Origin of the sequence: Qipengyuania algicola, assembly GCF_042492175.1 — a bacterium.
Taxonomy (GTDB): Bacteria; Pseudomonadota; Alphaproteobacteria; order Sphingomonadales; family Sphingomonadaceae; genus CAJXSN01.
In genome coordinates, this window is the sequence record NZ_CP170453.1 from 2,687,207 (window position 1) to 2,705,623 (window position 18,417).

18 protein-coding genes are annotated in these 18,417 nt (G+C 61.7%); 14 read left to right on the plus strand and 4 right to left on the minus strand.

Translation table 11 applies throughout. The features are described 5' to 3' along the window. Window positions 1-36 precede the first annotated feature (36 nt). Window positions 37-3,366 carry a carbamoyl-phosphate synthase large subunit gene (gene carB / locus ACFCW2_RS12805; protein WP_379546902.1) on the minus strand — a complete coding sequence of 1,110 codons (3,330 nt, stop codon included), beginning with the start codon at window positions 3,364-3,366 and terminating at the stop codon, window positions 37-39. A 66-nt stretch (window positions 3,367-3,432) separates the two neighbouring features. On the opposite strand from carB, the gene ACFCW2_RS12810 reads away from it, so the two are divergent. Further along, window positions 3,433-3,795, plus strand: a complete 363-nt coding sequence (locus tag ACFCW2_RS12810) for an endonuclease domain-containing protein (RefSeq protein ID WP_379546903.1) — start codon at window positions 3,433-3,435, stop codon at window positions 3,793-3,795. A 136-nt stretch (window positions 3,796-3,931) separates the two neighbouring features. On the opposite strand, the gene ACFCW2_RS12815 is transcribed toward ACFCW2_RS12810, so the two are convergent. Both ACFCW2_RS12815 and carA read right to left on the minus strand, forming a co-directional pair. Next, entirely contained in the window at window positions 3,932-4,324 is a 393-nt protein-coding gene (locus tag ACFCW2_RS12815; protein WP_379546904.1) for a hypothetical protein, read from the minus strand. 113 nt (window positions 4,325-4,437) lie between these two features. Then, a complete protein-coding gene (gene carA / locus ACFCW2_RS12820) occupies window positions 4,438-5,715 on the minus strand; it encodes a glutamine-hydrolyzing carbamoyl-phosphate synthase small subunit (protein ID WP_379546905.1) in 1,278 nt (425 codons plus the stop codon). Window positions 5,716-5,874: 159 nt separating this feature from the next. Here carA and ACFCW2_RS12825 point away from each other — a divergent pair, with 159 nt between their 5' ends. The 6 genes from ACFCW2_RS12825 (at window position 5,875) to ACFCW2_RS12850 (ending at window position 12,483) form a co-directional block, all read left to right on the plus strand. Continuing rightward, a complete protein-coding gene (locus tag ACFCW2_RS12825; protein WP_379546907.1) occupies window positions 5,875-6,324 on the plus strand; it encodes a GatB/YqeY domain-containing protein in 450 nt (149 codons plus the stop codon). Continuing rightward, window positions 6,324-7,118, plus strand: coding sequence for a hypothetical protein (locus ACFCW2_RS12830; RefSeq protein ID WP_379546908.1), 795 nt, complete (start codon window positions 6,324-6,326; stop codon window positions 7,116-7,118). The genes ACFCW2_RS12825 and ACFCW2_RS12830 overlap by 1 nt, the downstream gene beginning before the upstream one ends. Window positions 7,119-7,172: 54 nt before the next feature. Next, window positions 7,173-9,086, plus strand: a complete 1,914-nt coding sequence (gene dnaG / locus ACFCW2_RS12835; RefSeq protein WP_379546910.1) for a DNA primase — start codon at window positions 7,173-7,175, stop codon at window positions 9,084-9,086. 15 nt (window positions 9,087-9,101) lie between these two features. Then, on the plus strand, window positions 9,102-11,114 hold the full coding sequence (rpoD, locus tag ACFCW2_RS12840) for an RNA polymerase sigma factor RpoD (RefSeq protein ID WP_379546912.1): 2,013 nt from the start codon (window positions 9,102-9,104) through the stop codon (window positions 11,112-11,114). After that, entirely contained in the window at window positions 11,111-11,698 is a 588-nt protein-coding gene (locus tag ACFCW2_RS12845) for a hypothetical protein (RefSeq protein WP_379546914.1), read from the plus strand. Before rpoD ends, ACFCW2_RS12845 begins: the two co-directional genes overlap by 4 nt. Before the next feature lie 164 nt (window positions 11,699-11,862). Further along, on the plus strand, window positions 11,863-12,483 hold the full coding sequence (locus ACFCW2_RS12850) for an AAA family ATPase (RefSeq protein WP_379546916.1): 621 nt from the start codon (window positions 11,863-11,865) through the stop codon (window positions 12,481-12,483). Here the strand turns inward: ACFCW2_RS12850 and ACFCW2_RS12855 are convergent. Next, window positions 12,480-14,171 carry a M28 family peptidase gene (locus ACFCW2_RS12855; protein WP_379548985.1) on the minus strand — a complete coding sequence of 564 codons (1,692 nt, stop codon included), beginning with the start codon at window positions 14,169-14,171 and terminating at the stop codon, window positions 12,480-12,482. The genes ACFCW2_RS12850 and ACFCW2_RS12855 overlap by 4 nt on opposite strands. Before the next feature lie 162 nt (window positions 14,172-14,333). Between ACFCW2_RS12855 and rpiB the strand changes: the two genes are divergently transcribed. From rpiB to ACFCW2_RS12890, 7 genes are all read left to right on the plus strand, one after another. Further along, window positions 14,334-14,768, plus strand: coding sequence for a ribose 5-phosphate isomerase B (rpiB, locus tag ACFCW2_RS12860; RefSeq protein WP_379546918.1), 435 nt, complete (start codon window positions 14,334-14,336; stop codon window positions 14,766-14,768). Between the two features lie 27 nt (window positions 14,769-14,795). Beyond that, a complete protein-coding gene (glyA, locus tag ACFCW2_RS12865; RefSeq protein WP_379546920.1) occupies window positions 14,796-16,112 on the plus strand; it encodes a serine hydroxymethyltransferase in 1,317 nt (438 codons plus the stop codon). Between the two features lie 4 nt (window positions 16,113-16,116). Continuing rightward, complete coding sequence (locus ACFCW2_RS12870) at window positions 16,117-16,338, plus strand: hypothetical protein (RefSeq protein WP_379546921.1); 222 nt, start codon at window positions 16,117-16,119, stop codon at window positions 16,336-16,338. Window positions 16,339-16,341: 3 nt separating this feature from the next. Continuing rightward, window positions 16,342-16,821, plus strand: a complete 480-nt coding sequence (gene nrdR, locus ACFCW2_RS12875) for a transcriptional regulator NrdR (protein WP_379546923.1) — start codon at window positions 16,342-16,344, stop codon at window positions 16,819-16,821. After that, on the plus strand, window positions 16,811-17,530 hold the full coding sequence (locus ACFCW2_RS12880; protein ID WP_379546924.1) for an RNA methyltransferase: 720 nt from the start codon (window positions 16,811-16,813) through the stop codon (window positions 17,528-17,530). The genes nrdR and ACFCW2_RS12880 overlap by 11 nt, the downstream gene beginning before the upstream one ends. Window positions 17,531-17,581: 51 nt before the next feature. Beyond that, window positions 17,582-17,896: a hypothetical protein gene (locus tag ACFCW2_RS12885; RefSeq protein ID WP_379546925.1), complete on the plus strand. Its 315-nt coding sequence runs from the start codon at window positions 17,582-17,584 to the stop codon at window positions 17,894-17,896. Window positions 17,897-18,044: 148 nt separating this feature from the next. Then, a complete protein-coding gene (locus ACFCW2_RS12890) occupies window positions 18,045-18,356 on the plus strand; it encodes a hypothetical protein (protein ID WP_379546926.1) in 312 nt (103 codons plus the stop codon). Window positions 18,357-18,417 lie beyond the last annotated feature (61 nt).

Consider the following 18,417-nt stretch of genomic DNA (forward strand, 5'->3'; position numbering starts at 1 on the left):
CTATCAGGATCGCGATGTCGGGAAGGGAACCTTCGTCTATTTGGGGCTGTAATAGTCCTGGAGCGACCGGACTTCAAGTTTCGTCGCATCCACGGTCGCGATTGCCTGCGCTGCGGCGAGGCTGGCGGCGGCCGTAGTGTAGTAGGGCAGCTTCGCCTCCAGCGCCGAGGCGCGGATTGATTTGCTGTCCATCAGCGACTGCCAGCCCTCCGTGCTGTTGAACAGCAGATCGACCTTCCCGTCGATAATCGCGTCGACGATATGCGGCTGTCCCTCGGCTACCTTGTTGACCCGCTCCACAGGCAGGCCCTGCTCGGCGAGATATTGCTGCGTGCCGCCTGTGGCGATGATCGACCACCCTGCCTCGACCAGCTGCTTCACCGCCGGGACGATCACGGCCTTGTCGCTTTCCTTCATGGAGACGAACAGCGTGCCGGTGGCGGGCAGGCTCATCCCCGCCCCCATCTGCGATTTGAGGAAGGCCTCGCCAAAGGCGGCGTCGATGCCCATCACCTCGCCGGTCGAGCGCATTTCGGGCGACAGGACGGGATCCGCGCCGGGGAAGCGATTGAACGGGAAGACCGCTTCCTTCACCGCCATGTGGTCGGGATTGAGATTGAACGGTTCGAAGGAGCTAAGCGGCTCGCCCGCCATCACCCGTGCGGCGACCTTGGCGACCGGGCTGCCGATGGCCTTGGCGACAAAGGGCACCGTGCGGCTGGCGCGGGGGTTCACTTCGATCAGATAGACTTCGCCATCTTTCACAGCGAACTGCACGTTCATCAGGCCCTTCACATTGAGCGCCAATGCCAGCGCTTCGGCCTGCCGCTCCATCTCGGCGATGATGGCGCCCTGCAGGCTGTAGGGCGGCAGGGTGCAGGCGCTGTCGCCCGAATGGACGCCCGCCTCCTCGATATGCTGCATCACGCCTGCAATGCGCACTTCCTCCCCGTCGCTGATGACATCGACATCGCATTCGATCGCATCGCGCAGATACTGGTCGACCAGCACCGGGCTGTCGCCCGACACGTTCACGGCGGTGTTGATGTAGTCATCAAGCTGCGCCTCGCTGTCGACGATTTCCATCGCCCGGCCACCCAGCACGTAGCTGGGGCGCAGCAGCACGGGATAGCCGATGCGGCGGGCAGCGGCGGCGGCTTCGTCGCGGCTCTTGGCGATGCCGTTTTCGGGCTGTTTGAGCTTCAGCTTATCGACCAGTTGCGCGAACCGCTCGCGGTCTTCGGCCAGATCGATGGCGTCGGGGCTGGTGCCTAGGATCGGGATCCCCGCATCCTCCAGCGCCTGTGCCAGTTTGAGCGGGGTCTGCCCGCCGAACTGGACAATCACGCCGACCAACTCTCCGGTGGATTGCTCGACGCGCAGGATTTCCAACACGTCTTCGGCCGTCAGTGGCTCGAAATAAAGCCGGTCGGACGTGTCGTAGTCCGTGCTGACGGTTTCAGGGTTGCAATTGACCATGATTGTCTCGAACCCGGCTTCGGACAGCGCGAAACACGCGTGGACGCAGCAATAGTCGAACTCGATACCCTGCCCGATCCGGTTCGGCCCGCCGCCGAGGATCACGATCTTGCGCCGGTCGGACGGGTTCGCTTCGCACTCCGCTGCCCCAAAGCTGGGCGCCTCATAGGTCGAATACATATAGGGCGTGATCGCCTCGAACTCGGCGGCGCAGCTGTCGATGCGTTTGAACACCGGCTCCACACCCAGCTTGCGGCGCAGCGCGCGCACTTCCTCTTCCGAAGTCGCGCCTGCCATCGCCTGCAGAGCATCATGCAGCAGACCCGAGCGCCGCGCCTGTGTCTCGCCCATCCCGCCCGCGACGCCAACCGAACGCACCGCCAGCGTGGCGAGCCGCTTGTCGGAAAAGCCCATCGATTTCAGGCGGCGCAGGCCCGCCGCGTCATTGGGCAGACCATCGGAGGCAACCACCTTCTCCGCCGCGATGATCTCCTCGATCTGACGGAGGAACCACTTGTCGTAGCCGGTGATGCGGTTGATCTCGTCCACCGTGAACCCGGCGCGGAAGGCCTGCGCGACATTCAGCAGGCGGTCCGGTGTGCGTTTGCTGAGCGCGGCGGTGACGACTTCCTTCGCGACCCCTTCCAGCTCTTTCACGCGGTTGAATCCGTCCAGCCCCGTTTCCAGCCCGCGCAAGGCCTTCTGCATCGATTCCTGGAAATTACGGCCAATCGCCATCACTTCACCGACCGACTTCATAGCGGTGGCCAGCTCGATCTTCGTGCCTTTGAATTTCTCGAAGGCAAAGCGCGGGATCTTGGTGACGACATAGTCCAGCGTCGGCTCGAAACTGGCAGGCGTGGCGCCGGTAATGTCGTTGGTAATCTCGTCCAGAGTGAAGCCCACGGCCAGCTTCGCCGCGACCCGAGCAATGGGGAAGCCGGTGGCCTTGGACGCCAGCGCAGAGGAGCGCGAGACGCGCGGGTTCATCTCGATTACGATCAGGCGGCCATCGGCGGGATTGACCGCGAATTGCACGTTCGATCCGCCGGTCTCCACGCCGATTTCGCGCAGGCAAGCGATGCTGGCGTTGCGCATGATCTGGTATTCTTTGTCGGTCAGCGTCAGCGCAGGCGCGACGGTGATGCTATCGCCCGTATGCACGCCCATCGGATCGACGTTCTCGATCGCGCAAATGATGATGGCATTGTCGGCCCGGTCGCGGACCACCTCCATCTCGTATTCCTTCCATCCGAGCAGCGATTCCTCGATCAGCACTTCTGTGGTGGGCGACGCGTCCAGCCCCTCGCGCACGATCCGCTCGAACTCGGCGGTGTTGTAGGCGATGCCGCCGCCCGTGCCGCCCATGGTGAAGCTGGGGCGGATGATGGAAGGCAAGCCGGTGCGCTTCACGATCTCGCGCGCTTCTTCGAGCGTGTTGGCCACGCCGCTACGCGCGCTTTCCAGGCCGATTTTGTCCATCGCATCGCGGAACCGCTGGCGGTTCTCCGCCTTGTCGATCGCGTCGGCCTTGGCCCCGATCATCTCGACGCCGTATTTCTCCAGCGTCCCGTCCCCGTCCAGCGCCAGCGCGCAATTGAGCGCGGTCTGCCCGCCCATCGTGGGCAGCAGCGCGTCGGGCCGTTCCTTGGCGATGATCTTCGCGACGATATCGGGCGTGATCGGCTCGATATAAGTCGCGTCGGCCATTTCCGGATCGGTCATGATCGTGGCCGGATTGGAATTGACGAGGATGACCCGGTAGCCCTCCTCCTTCAGCGCCTTGATCGCCTGCGTGCCGGAGTAATCGAACTCGCACGCCTGCCCGATAATGATGGGGCCTGCGCCAATGACGAGGATGGAGGATATGTCTGTACGCTTGGGCATCTAGCTCAACTTCGCTACTGAAAGCCCCTTCCCTCGAGGGAAGGGGTTGGGGATGGGTGTTCGACATTGGCCAAAAAGCGATTGACCAGCCTCGCGCGCAAACTGCGCAATGAAATGACCGAAGCCGAACGCCGATTGTGGTCCCACCTTCGCGCGAGCCAATTCTGCGACGCCCGCTTCACAAGGCAGCACCAGATCGGAGACTTCATCGCCGATTTCGCCTGCCGCAAGCTGCGCCTCGCCATCGAGCTCGACGGCGGACAACATGCAGAGAGTGTCACGGACGCAAACCGCACCCGAGTCATCGAAGCGCATGGCTACAAAGTCATCCGCTTCTGGAACAACGAAGTTTTTGAGAATGTCGATGGCGTTCTGACGGTCCTTGCACAAGAAATCGAAATTGCGCGCAACAACACTCCCCTTCCCTAGAGGGAAGGGGTCGGGGGATGGGTGTACAACGTCCGCAATATCGCGCTCAGCCATCACCGCCGAACCCCCATCCCCAACCCTTCCCCAAGGGGAACGGAGCAGGTCGTGACTGAGGAGATGTTAGTGCGTTTGAGCATTAGTCGGGATCGTTCTCTTGTGCGGCATCAGGTTCTCCGCCTTCAGTACCTTCTGCCGAACTTAGCGGAAGAAAATTGGCTTCGACCAAGAGCGCATCCATGGCCAGATAAGCGTCGTCGAACCGATGAAAGAGCCTCGCTTCCAAATCCTGCGCCTGTGCACAGGGCTCGATGCTGCTCTCGTAAAACCAACTGACAGCATCGCGCACGATCTCGAGCCGTTCCTCTGCTGTGGCACCTGTCGCGTCTATCGAACGCGTGCTGTGCATTTCGATTGGTCGTTTTGTATCGCAGGCAGGTGCCACGGTTTCCATCAATATCGCGGGTCCGAAAGCCGTAGGTTCTTTGCTGACAAAAATGGCAATGAAAATTCCATCGAGCTCGCGCACCATGGCCGCGTGATATTCCGGGTGGGTACCGAGAAACCACTCATCAGTTTGTGCCTTCGCTGTGACTGGCACAATTGAAAGGCCAAACGCTGCGAGAAGGAGCCGTATAATTCGCCTCACCCCAACATCCCCACAAACTTCTCGAACAGGTAGAAACTGTCCATCGGCCCCGGCGAAGCTTCCGGGTGATACTGCACCCCGAACGCCTTCTTGCCGGTGATGCTGATCCCGCAGTTCGAGCCGTCGAACAGGCTCACATGGGTTTGCTCCACGCCTTCCGGCAAAGTCTCGCCATCGACCGCGAAGCCGTGGTTCATGCTGGTGATTTCGACCAGACCGGATGTCTCGCCCCACTCTTCCCCGACCCGCTGCACCGGATGGTTCGCGCCGCGGTGGCCCTGATGCATCTTCACCGTCTTCGCGCCCGCTGCCAGCGCCAGCATCTGGTGGCCGAGGCAGATGCCGAACAGCGGAATATCGCGCTCCAGCAGCGCCTTGATCACTGGCACCGCATATTCCCCCGTCGCCGCCGGATCGCCGGGGCCGTTGGACAGGAACACGCCGTCCGGCTCATGCGCCATAATCTCGTCGAAAGTCGCCTTCGCCGGAACCACTGTCACCCGCGCGCCGGCCTTCACCAGATTGCGGAAGATGTTGTCTTTCGAGCCGTAGTCGATGGCGACCACGTGGGGCATGTCCGAACCCGTTCTTGCTGAGCCCGTCGAAGCACCTTGGTCGCGCGCGGTATCCCCTGCTTCCTGCCCTTCGACAGGCTCAGGGCGAACGGTGTTCTTATGCCATGGAGCCCGGCCATATCCCTTGCCCAGCGTCCACGATCCGCCTTCCCAGCTTTCCACCTTTTCCCGGCTCACACGGGCGGCGAGGTCCATGCCTTCCAGCCCGGCCCAGTCCTGCGCGCGTTTCAGCAGGGCGGGCAGATCGAACTGCCCGTCGGGCGCGTGGGCGATCACCGCATTGGGCGCGCCGCTCAGGCGGATGAAGCGGGTGAGCGCGCGGGTGTCGATGCCGGAGAGGCCGATCTTCCCGCGCTTAGCCATCCATTCGGTAAACTCGCTTTCGGAACGGAAATTGCTTTGCGGCGTGACCCGCTCGCGCACCACGCAGCCAACCGCGCTGTCCACCGCGCCTTCCACATCCTCGGCATTCGCGCCGACATTGCCGATATGGGGGAAGGTGAAGGTGACGATCTGCGCGGCGTAGCTGGGATCGGTCATCACCTCCTGATAGCCGGTCATCGCGGTGTTGAAGCAGACTTCCCCGACCGCACTGCCGGTCGCACCAAATCCGTGCCCCCACAGCGCCGTGCCATCGGCCAGCAAAAGGACTCCTGTCGCGCCTTTGGGCTGCGCAGGGGTAATGTCGGCAGAAGCCATAATGGGGCGCTCCGAGTCAGGGTTTTTCCGGCGATGTTGCTAAGCGTTGTCGGCTAGGGACGCGGCGGCCTTCCGTCAAGCGTGGCACCGGCGCAATTTGTCGCTATGGTGCCTTGGAAGGCGGACATCCGCCAAACCATCCACAGGAAAGCGAAAATAATGCTCCGCGACACCATCAAAGCCGAAACCGTCACAGCCATGAAGGCAAAGGATAAGGACCGGACCGCCACGCTCCGCCTGATCGGCGCTAAGATCAAGGACCGCGATATCGAGATGCGCACTGCCTCCAAGGAAGTGCCCGATGACGAGCTGGTAACCGAGGTTCTCACAAAAATGGCCAAACAGCGCCGCGAGTCGATAACCATGTATGTTGACGGTGGCCGGCAAGAATTGGCCGACAAGGAGAAGTATGAACTGGCGGTAATCGAGGAATTTCTGCCCAAGACACTCGACGAAGCGGAAACGAAAGCCGCCATTGCCGATGCGAAAGCAAACACTGGCGCCGATTCCATTAAGGATATGGGCAAGGTGATGGGGGAACTAAAGGCGAAGCATGGAGCTTCCTTGGACATGAGCCTTGCCTCGAAACTTGTGAAAGAGAGCTTTTGATGAACCGCGCCCCCTCCCCGATTTTTTCCCTGCCTCTCACCCTGGCACTGGCCCCGGCACTGGCACTGGCGGCATGCGCAGAGCCGGTCGAACAGCGCTCCGATCGCGGGGTCGATGGCGAAACGGGCGATCTGGAAGTTGCCACTACAGATGGCGAAGCTGCTTTGCTGGCCGATGCAATTCCAGCGGGCGATTTCGCCGATCTGGAACTGGGGGCGAAAATCATCGGTCCGCGCGGCCCGGAAGTGAAAGTCGCGATGAGCAACGAAGCGGGCGCCTTTGCCGACATGACCAGCTATGTCGCGTGCCCGGCGGGCATGGCCACGTGCGATCCCTCCGAAGCGCCCGAAGGCACGGTCTATACCTATGTGCACACCGTGTTCCCCGGCGAGGATAACGACGCGGCCACCGGCAGCGGTTCGGGTGCGGATTCGTCGACAGTCGAATTGGCGGAACTCTTCCGGATGACCGGCCCAGCGCACGGCTTCACGGGCAATGCGGGATTCTCGCGGGCAGAAGCCAACGCTGCTGTGGGGGACAAGGTCATGGTGACCGTCACCTGTCAGGACGGCGCCCTGGCATGGACCATCGATGCGGGCGAAGGCGGCGACCAGTGGGCACAGGCCGAACCGATTACCTTCTTCTGGCAATCGACTCTGCCACCGGCTGGCCCGGCCAACCGGTATGAAATCACGGCCAATTACACCACTGCTACCGGCGAAGGCCCCTACCCTGCCGCGAGCGAAACCGCGACCAATGCGTGTCTGGCAAGTAGCGGCACAGGCGGTTCCTGATAAGCCCGATGTGACGGCTTGCGAAGGGCGCGCTTAGAGGCGATACTCCAGCCCATGGCGCTATCCCCTCAATGGCTGGACGAACTGCGGGCGCGGGTGACTCTGTCCACCGTGATCCAGCGCACGACCAAGCTGCAGAAGGCAGGGCGCGAGTGGAAGGCATGCTGCCCTTTCCACAATGAAAGCACGCCCAGCTTTACGGTCAACGACCAGAAGGCGTTTTACCACTGCTTCGGGTGCGGGGCGCATGGCGATGTCATCCGCTGGATGACCGACCAGCGCGGCATGGGATTTATGGATGCGGTAAAAGAACTGGCGGCAGAGGCCGGGATGGAAGTCCCCGCCCCTGACCCGGTCGCCGCAAAACGGGCCGAGAAACGCGCCGAGCTGATCGACGTGACCGTCGCGGCGCAGCAATGGTTCGTCGAGCGGCTGGCTTCCGATGTTGGAGCAAAGGCGCGAAAATATCTCGCCTCGCGCGGTTTCAGCGACGGCGTGATCCGCGAATTCGGATTCGGCTACGCTCCCGATGATAAACAGGCCCTGCCCGGCGCGCTTGCCAGTTTCGATGAAGCGATGCTGGTCGAAAGCGGGATGCGGATCGCGGCCGATGATGGAAATCGATACGACCGCTTCCGCGACCGGCTGATGTTGCCCATTCAGGATGCACGTGGCCGCGTGATCGCATTTGGCGGCCGGATTCTGGACAAACGGGACGGCGTTGCCAAATATCTCAACAGCCCGGATACGCCGCTCTTCGACAAGGGCTCGACACTCTACAATCTTTACCGTGCCAGCCCCGCGAGCCGCAAGACGGGTCGTGTGGTCGTCGTCGAAGGTTATATGGATGTAATTGCACTCGCGAATGCGGGGATCGGGGACGCTGTGGCCCCGCTCGGCACCGCCCTGACGGAGCGCCAGATCGAGCTTCTGTGGCGGATGGTGGAGCGCCCGGTGCTGTGCTTCGATGGCGATGCCGCGGGCCAGCGCGCCGCAATGCGCGCCGCCACCCGCGCCCTTCCCCTGCTGCGCCCCGGCCATTCGCTGGGTATTGTGCGGATGCCGCAAGGCCTTGATCCCGATGACTTTCTTATAGAGCACGGTGCGCCAGCGCTGGAGAAACTGCTCGCGGAACCCGCCAGCCTGCTCGACACGTTGTGGAGCTTTGAACGCGATGCGCAGCCGCTCAATAGCCCCGAAGAAAAGGCCGGGCTGAAAGCGCGCCTGCTCGCCCATGTCGATACGATCGAGGATCAGGACATCCGCTCGCTCTATCGCCGCGAATTGCTCGACCGGTTCTCGGCCTTCGCTTTCCCCAAGCGGGAAAGCAGCTGGCAGGGGCGCAACGGGCAAAAGGGAAATGGCTGGAAAAACCGCAACTTCCCAGCCCGCCCGGTGACTTCAAGCGCAGCGCGCGCCAGCCTCAAATCGCTTGCTGGCGGGGGCAATCGCGATGCCCTGCTGTCCGGAGTGGTCGCAGGTTTGCGCCGTTTCCCCGACCAGCTTGACCGCCACTGCGAAGATCTGGCCGACCTGGCCGAGCGTGACCCGAAAGTCGCGGATGTGATAAATCCGCTACTGGATTCGCTCGAACCGCTTGAAGCAGGCGAGGAAACGCCCATATCGGCCACAACAGGACGTTCAGCGCCCCCGGATAATATTCGTTTCGCCTTCCTGAGAGAAGGGACAGATCCGCAGGCCGCGCGCGACATTCTGGCCGAAGCCGTTTCGTTGCTGGTCGAAAGGCCTGCGCTGGAGGCTGCTCTTGCGGCCGCCACTGCACGTTTTTCCACCGATCCCGAAGGGGCTTTCGCCGATCAGCAAAGATTGCTGAAGCGAAAGCTGGAATTCGATGCACGACTCGGCCAAATGGCAAGCATGCGGGCTGCAGCCGACGACGAGACGGATGCAGACTCAGGAACAGACACAACAGCGCCCACGCCGGAAACGGCCGATAGCGCACAATGAATTGAAACGAGACCTATGGCGTCCAAGGCAAAATCGAAGCAGGCAGAAGATGCTCCCCTGATCGACCTGAATGAATCGTCGATCAAGAAGCTGATCACCAAGGCCAAGAAGAAGGGCTACGTCACTCTTGATGAGCTGAACTCGGCCCTGCCTGACGATATGGGATCCGACCAGATCGAGGACGTGCAGACCGCGCTGTCCGAAATGGGCGTGCAGATCGTCGAGAACGACGAAGAAGCCGAAGCCCGCGCGGAGAAAGAAAACGAGGTCGCGGAAATCGCGGTCGACGGTTCCAAGGACCCCGCGAAGAAACCGGTCGAGAAGACCAAGAAGCTGGCCGCTGGCGAGCGGACCGATGATCCGGTGCGCATGTACTTGCGCGAAATGGGCGCGGTGGAACTGCTCAGCCGCGAAGGCGAGATCGCCATTGCCAAGCGTATCGAGGCCGGCCGCGACATGATGATCATGGGCCTGTGCGAAAGCCCGATCACCTTCCACGCCATTATCCAGTGGTCCGAAGCGCTGAATGCCGAGGAAATGCAGCTGCGCGAGATCCTCGATCTCGATGCCATGCTGTCGAAAGAACCGCCGCCGGAGAAAATGGCCGAGGACGCCGAAGACGATGACGACGGCGAAATCTCGGAAGAAAATACCGGCCCGACCATCGTTGATGACGAGGACGATTCCGACGACGACAGCGAAGACGAGGATGGCGAAGAGGGTTCCTCCAAGAAGAAGGACGAAGAAGAGGAAGAGGACAACACCATGTCCCTTGCTCAGATGGAAGCGGCGCTGAAGCCCGATGCCATCGAGCGCTTTGCCCGCATCACCGGCCTGTTCAAGAAGTTCGAAAAGCTCCAGATCGAGCGGGTCGAAACCTTGGGCCGCGGCGAGGCTTTCTCGCCCGCCAAGGAGAAGAAATACGAGGCGCTGAGCGAAGAGCTGACCGCCGAGGTGGAAAGCATGCAGTTCCACGCGACCAAGATCGAATTCCTGGTCGACAACCTTTATGCCTTTAACCGCCGCCTGACTGCGCTGGGAGGCCAGATGCTGCGCCTGGCCGAGCGCCACAAGGTCAAGCGCGCCGACTTCCTGCAGGCCTATATCGGCAACGAGCTGGACGATAACTGGCTGAAAGAGCGGGTCAAAAAGGATAAGAAATGGGCTGCCTTCGCCGAGAAGGAAGGCGCGTCTGTCGAGCGTATCCGCGCGGAGATCGCTGACATTGCCAGCGCCACCGGCATGAGCCTGCCCGAGTTCCGCCGCATCGTGAACATGGTGCAGAAGGCGGAGCGCGAGGCACGCATTGCGAAGAAGGAAATGGTCGAGGCGAACCTGCGCCTGGTTATCTCCATCGCCAAGAAATACACCAATCGCGGCCTGCAATTCCTTGATCTTATTCAGGAAGGCAATATCGGCCTGATGAAGGCGGTCGACAAGTTCGAGTATCGCCGGGGCTACAAGTTCAGCACCTACGCCACGTGGTGGATCCGTCAGGCAATCACCCGCTCGATTGCCGATCAGGCGCGCACGATCCGTATTCCGGTCCATATGATCGAGACGATCAACAAGCTGGTGCGCACGTCACGCCAGTTCCTGCACGAGCAGGGCCGCGAGCCGACGCCGGAAGAGATGGCCGAGCGCCTCTCCATGCCGCTCGAGAAGGTCCGCAAGGTGATGAAGATTGCCAAGGAGCCAATCAGCCTCGAAACGCCTATAGGCGACGAGGAAGATTCGCATCTGGGCGATTTCATCGAGGACAAGAACGCGATCATCCCTGTGGATGCGGCGATTCAGGCGAACCTGAAGGAAACCGTCACCCGCGTGCTCGCCTCCCTCACCCCGCGCGAGGAACGCGTTCTGCGCATGCGCTTCGGTATCGGCATGAACACCGATCACACGCTGGAGGAAGTCGGCCAGCAGTTCAGCGTGACCCGCGAACGTATTCGCCAGATCGAAGCGAAAGCACTGCGCAAGCTGAAGCATCCGAGCCGGTCGCGGAAGATGCGGAGCTTCCTCGACCAGTGAGGAAGCTCGCAACCTTCGCCTCGCTCGTGCTGGCAAGTCTCGCCCTGCCGGTCACGGCCGCCACGGCGCAGGACGCACTCGTGGCGGAAGACGTCTCTCCCAATGCACTACGCGTCGCTCGCGAGGTCGTCGATGCAATGTATCCGCCTGAAACGCGAGAGGATTCTTTAGTCGCGATGGCCCAGTCAATGGGAGCGCAAGTGGCGGGCACGATGGACCTTGACGTCATCGAAGATGCAGGCGCGCGAAGGGTTATCGAAGAAAGCTTGGCGCAAGGCTTGGCCGATATGCGCCCTCTCCTTGCAGAACATATACCCGTGATGCTTGAAGCGACCGCCGTTGCATATGCCGATACGTTCGCTCTGGCCGAGCTGGTCGCTATCCGAGATTTCTCGCGCACACTTGCTGGTTCAGCGTTCTTTGAGCGTTCTACGTCTCTTGTCAGCCACCCTGCGTTGGTAGCTGTGAACGAACCCTATTTTCAGGAGATTCAGGTTTTCTCGCGGACATTGCAGATGCAGATCATAAACAATCTGGAAGCCTATTTCCTCGAGCAGGAAGAAGACCGTCAGGATCCTGCCTGAATCGCTGGCGCGCAAAGGATATCTCTTCCTTAGGGCTCTCGAAACCGGCAACAGTCGCGCGGCTGGCCATTGTGATCCGCAAGGCTCGCGTTCCATTGTGAGAGGAGCGCCGTAACCATCTGCCGCATTAAAGGTATGACGCTAGAGAGAATTGGGGTTCGCCTATGCCAACCATAGCCATCGTCAGCCAAAAGGGCGGCTCCGGTAAAACCACCCTCGCTCTGCATCTGGCCGCTGCGGCGACGCATGTTGGCAAGGACTCGGTCATTATCGATACCGATCCGCAGGCTACGGCGGCGGCTTGGGGTGACTGGCGGGGCGATTATTATCCGCTCGTCGAAACGAGCCCTCCGGCACGTCTTGCCCGGACCATCGACAAGGCCGTCCGTCAGGGCGCGCATATGGTGGTGATCGACACCCCGCCCCATGCCGAAGCGGCAATGCGCGAGGCGATCAAGGCCGCCGATCTGGTGCTGATCCCGAGCCGCCCGCGCGCCTTTGATCTGCACGCGCTCGAAGGCGTCGCAGAGATGCTAGCCTTCGCCAAAAAGCCCGCCTTTGTTGTCCTGAACGCAGTCCCGGGCGGCGCGACCCGTCAAATAGCCGAAGCGAGCGATGCCGCCGCAGAACTCGGCCTCAAAGTCTGCCCGGTCACATTCGGCGAGCGCGCGGACTTCCACCGCTCTTCAGCCAAAGGCGAAGTCGCCGCCGAAATCGACGCCGAGGGCAAGGCTGCGCTGGAGGCCAAGAAGCTCTGGCAATGGGTCAATAAGCAGCTCGGCTAACCCTTCAGGCTTTCATAATCCGCAACCGTGTCGGCCACCGGATCGAGCCGGACGAACAGCGCGACGGCTGTTGCCGCAAACAGGCAAAGCACGGCCACACCCATCGCAGTCCGGCCCTTCACCGCCGGCATCAGCAGCCCCAGAACGGGAATTGCGAATGCCGCCAACAGCGCGGCGAGCGATGGCATGGTCGGCCCCACACCCTGCATCAACTGGTGCCCGTATTGCAGCAGAAAGCCGCCTGCAATTGCGCCACCGATGATCTTGGGTGCCGCGTCCCAAGGCTTCGGCAGGAAATGGGCCGCCACAGTGGCGACGCCTGTCACCAGCAACGGGAACACGATGATGAAGGCAGTGGTCGGCGCGAGGATTTGTGCCGCCAGCGCGATCACGAGGCCAAACGCACTGCCCTTGCGCCCGGCCCATAGCGGGGCCGTTGCCGCCAAGATACCGGCGCAGATCAACAGCGCCTGTGCCTCCAGCATGGGGATCGCTGCGAGCCTGTCGTAATAAGCATCGGGCACCGACGAGCCGGACACCCAATTGAGCGCGTAAAGCAGGCCCCCGCCCCCGACAATCACGCCTAGTGAAGCTCCGACAGAGCGCCACACGCGGTTGGTCCTGCCGCCGCTATTCTCGTTCGTCCTCAGCGCGTAAAGATGCAGCGCAGCGGTAAGGGCGAGCAACACCCAACCCACCACTGCGCCATAATGGATCAGCAAAAGCCCAAACAGATCGAAGAACGTCCGGTTGGGCGCGGCCTCTGGCAACGCCTCTGCATTCCCAAGCGCACGGGTCAGCGCGAGCGTCTGCTGCCCCATATCCTGCACCGAACCCTGATCGAGATTTTCCGGGGTCGCCAGCGGCGAATGGTACAGGCCGGGCCTACCGATGAAAGAAAGATTGTAAGCCACCAGCGGCAATTCCAGCGCAGGGGTCAGGTCGGTATCGTTAGGCAGGGTCTCGTAAACGAAAGTCGCCAGCGATGATCCGCCCGGCGTGCCTACGGCATCCGCATACAGTTCAACCGCTGCGCCATTGTCACGCGAGGTCTGGAAGAGAGTGGTCCGCCCGCCTCCGCCGCGCGCTTCGACATTGACGACCGCGCCAACTCTCTCCCGCAGCGGGTTCTCGCCAAAGAACTGCCGCGCACCGACCAGGCCCAGCTCTTCGGCATCCGTGATGAAGGCGACCACGTCACGTTCCAGCTGGCCTTGAGCAGTAGAGGCCCGCAAGCTCTCGATGATCGCCACTACGCCCGCAGTATCGTCCGGCGCGCCCGGCGAATTCCACACCGTATCGTGATGCGCCATCAGCATGATTGCTGGCTTGGTCCGGTCCCGCCCCGGCAACGTGGCGATGATGTTGGTGAAGGTCAGGCTGTCGGGCCGTGTGCCGCTCCAATGCCCGAATTTGTCCAGACCGCGCTCCGGCACCTGCCCCTCCGTGGTGGTCACTTCCATGCCCAGCGCTTCGAACCGGGCGATAATGTGCGTACGAACCTCGGCATTCTCAGGCGACCCGGTGACGTGCGGCTGCGCGGCGATAATCGCCACATCCTGCATCGCCCGCGCGGCGGAAAACTCGGTCTCCGGCGCATCGGCACCAACCGGCGCGGGCGGCGTCGTGCCGACAATTGCCAGCGCGAACGCCCCCAGAAGAGCTGCAAAGAATGTCCAGATGCGCATCAAGTCCGGTCCCTTTCGTCCGAAAGGAACCTGCGCCAGAATGGCCTGCGTGGCAACTGGCAGCACCATCCGCCCGCCGCAATACCCAGCGCCCCAAAACGCGGCTGAAAAGACCAAGGTCGGGGGTGGAGAGAATCGCTCGCCTGCCCTAAGGCAACCCGCATGCGCATCGCCATCGCCTCCGACCACGCCGCCCTGTCCATGAAAGCCGAGCTGCGTGAGTGGCTGGTCGAAAACGGACACGAAGTCGCCGATCTGGGCCCCGAGAGCGGCGACAGCGTCGATTACCCCGATTTCGGTTACAAGCTCGCGAGTGTCGTCGCCGATGGCACGGCAGAGCGCGGTATCGCCCTGTGCGGCAGCGGCATCGGCATTTCGATGAGCGTCAATCGCAACCCGGATGTGCGCTGCGCTCTGGTTTCAGAACCGCTCTCCGCTGCCCTTGCCCGCGAACATAATGATGCAAACTGCCTCGCCATGGGTGCGCGGCTGACCGGCATGGACATGGCCAAGGCCTGCGTCACAGCCTTCCTAGAAACCGAATTCGCCGGAGGCCGCCACCAGCGCCGCGTCGACAAGCTTTCCAACCCTTCCTGACCCAATCCCTTCTGACAGAGACAGACCATGAGCACAGCCCCAGCCTCCGCAAGCGAAACCGACATCATGGCCCGTTTCTGGCATGACGATCTTGCCGCAGCCGACCCCGACATCGCTCAGGCCGTCCAGAACGAACTCGCCCGTCAGCAGGATAAGATCGAACTGATCGCCAGCGAGAACATCGCCAGCAAGGCTGTGCTGGAGGCCGCGGGCAGTGTCTTCACCAACAAATATGCCGAGGGGTATCCGGGCAAGCGCTATTATGGTGGCTGCGATTACGCGGATGTGGTGGAAACGTTGGCGATCGACCGGGCGAAGGAACTCTTCGGCTGCAATTTCGCCAACGTCCAGCCCAATAGCGGAAGCCAGATGAACCAGGCGGTGTTTCTAGCTTTGCTGGAACCGGGCGACACCTTCATGGGTCTGGACCTCAATTCCGGCGGCCACCTGACCCATGGCAGCCCCGTCAATATGAGCGGCAAGTGGTTCAACCCCGTCGCCTATGGTGTGCGGCAGGAGGACGAGCAGATCGACATGGACGCGGTCATGGCAACCGCGAAAGAGCACAAGCCCAAGCTCATTATCGCAGGCGGCACCGCCTATTCGCGGGTCTGGGACTGGGCCGCGTTCCGCAAGGTGGCGGACGAGGTTGGCGCAATCCTGATGGTCGATATGAGCCACATCTCCGGCCTGGTGGCAGGCGGCGCGCACCCCTCCCCCTTCCCGCACGCCGACGTTGTCACCACCACCACTCACAAATCGCTGCGCGGTCCGCGTTCGGGCGTGATCCTGTGGAATGACGAGGAACTGACCAAGCCGCTCAACATGGCGGTATTTCCCGGCATGCAGGGCGGCCCGCTGATGCATATCGTCGCAGCCAAAGCTGTGGCGTTCCGCGAGGCTTTGCGCCCCGAGTTCAAGTCCTACGCCGCGAGCGTCGTCGAGAATGCCCGAGCACTCGCTGCCAGTCTGGAAGAGAACGGCCTGCGAATCGTGTCAGGCGGCACGGACAACCACTCCATGCTGGTCGACCTGTCGGCCAAGGACGTGACCGGCAAGGCCGCCGAGAAAGGCCTCGACCGCGCATGGCTCACCTGCAACAAGAACGGCATTCCGTTCGATACGCGCAGCCCGTTTGTGACCAGCGGCATTCGCCTCGGCACACCGGCAGGGACCACGCGCGGCTTCGGCCCTGCTGAATTCCGCACTGTTGGCCGACTGATTGCCGAAGTGGTCGACGGCCTCGCAAAGAACGGCCCCGAAGGCGATGCCCAGATCGAAGAGCGCGTGCGCGGCGAAGTTTCGACGCTTTGCGCAGCCTTCCCCGTATATCCAGGACGATAGACCCATGACCGACAAACCCACAAACGAAGGCCCTCAATGGGTCGAGGATGCGAAGGCCGAAGCCTCCGGCATGGCGAAAGAGGGGATGAAGCATCCCTCCACAAAGCCAGTGCTGGCCGGCGCGGCCATTGGCGGACTGGCGGGCGCATTGTTGCCTGTGCTGACACTGCCTGTCGGGATTGCAGCGGGCGCAGCTTATGCGTTCTACAACCGGATCAAACGGTAGCGCATGCGGTGCCCCTTCTGTGCGCATGACGACAGCCAGGTAAAAGACAGCCGCCCTGCAGAGGACAATGCGGCGATCCGGCGTCGCCGCCAATGCTCGTCTTGCGGAGCGCGCTTTACGACATTCGAACGTGTGCAATTGCGCGAAGTCACTGTGGTGAAATCCGGTGACCGCAAGCAGGCCTTCGACCGGGTGAAGCTGGAACAATCCATCGCCCTCGCCTGCCGCAAGCGCGATGTATCCGCCGAACAGATCGACCAGCTTGTCTCAGGCATTCAGCGTCAGGTGGAGACGACTGGCGAAAGCGAAATCGCCTCGCACCGGATCGGCGAGATGGTGATGGACGGACTGCGCCAGCTCGATAGCGTGGCCTATATCCGTTTCGCCTCGGTCTATCGCGATTTCAGCGAAGCGCGCGACTTCGAGGAGTTTGCCAGCACGGTGCAGGACGCAGCGAAGGGCGGAAACGGCGATGGCGAATAAGCCAATTATCGTCTTGGTCCGTCCGCAGCTGGGCGAGAATATCGGCAAGGCCGCACGGGCGATGCGCAATTTCGGCCTGACAGAGATGCGTCTGGTCAGCCCGCGCGACGGCTGGCCCAATCCTTCTGCCGGCCCTTCCGCATCGGGGGCCGACGATGTGCTAAACGGCGCGGTCGTTTACGAAACAACGGCCGAAGCAGTAGCCGATTGCGCCATGGTTTACGCGACCACCGTGCGCAAACGCGGTGTGACCAAGCCGGTTGTGACGCCCGAACAAGCAGCCACCCAGATCCACAGCGAGCAGGGCCGCTCTGCCATTCTATTCGGGCCGGAGCGTTCGGGCTTGGAAACCGATGACGTTGCGCTTTCTCGCGCAATCCTGACCGTGCCGATCGATCCTGAATTCGGCTCACTTAATCTGGCGCAGGCCGTAATCCTGTGCGCCTACGAGTGGTCGAAAGGCACAGGCCTCAGCCAGCCTACTGCCGAAGAACTGCTCCCGCCCGCTCCGCAAGAGGATCTGGAGGGCCTGATTGCCCATTTCGAGGAAATGCTGGAGCCCAAAGGCTATTTCCTCCCCGAGCACCGCGCGGATGTCACCCGCCGGACACTCAGGACCGTCCTGACCAAACCGGGCTGGAACCATCTGGAAGTGCGTACGCTGCGAGGCATTTTGACAACATTGGGACGGGACCGCCGCGACGCGTGAGCTTTGCCCCGGTTTGACAAGCTGGGGGATTGGGTCCTAGCTTCACAAATCATGATCACTGTCTCCACCCTGTTCGCCCCCCTGTTGCTTCTTCAAGCTACACCCGTGGTCGCTGCTGAACCTGAAGCAGCACCGCCAGTTCCACCTGCAGAAACGGCACCGGCGCAGCCAGCTGAACAGCCACAAAAGGAAGCCGAGGAAGTGGCGGATGCGGATAAGCTGATCTGCAAACGGCAGACTGTTGCCGGATCACGTCTCAGATCGCGCAAGATCTGCCGTACCGAACAGGGCTGGATACAATACAAAATCGATACCCAGAATGCGTTGAATCACGCAACTTCTCGCCATTCGGACACGCCCATTTAGAATGGGACACTTGCTATAGCATGACTGCATTGACGCAATTGTTGCGCTGCGTCATTATAGAAAACGGATCAATCTGGTTCACCGTGTCCTCATCCGCGCATGCTATGACGCGTCATTATTCAATCCCCCGACCTCCGGAAGGTTTATCATGAAGAAAGCCATCACCCTCGCAGCTGCCGCTGCTTTCACCCTGACTGTGCCGTCCATTGCCGCAGCACAGGAACAGCCTGCTCCCGCGCCTGCAGAGGCAGAAGCACCCGAAACGGTTGCCGAGGCAGAAACCGAAACGAAGCTGGATGACACGAAGCCCATCTGCAAGCGCTTCAAGGTGACCGGCTCGCGCCTGACCACCCGCAAGGTCTGCCGCACGGCCTATGGCTGGAAGCGCCACAAAGAAGAAACGCAGGACTCCGTGGCGCAGGCACTCAGCCGTCATGCCGCTGTCGGCGACAACCAGTAAGCCGACCGGCAGTAAGCCGACAGGTTCAAAAGCTCTGAAGGGCGCGTTGGCTGACTTTTGT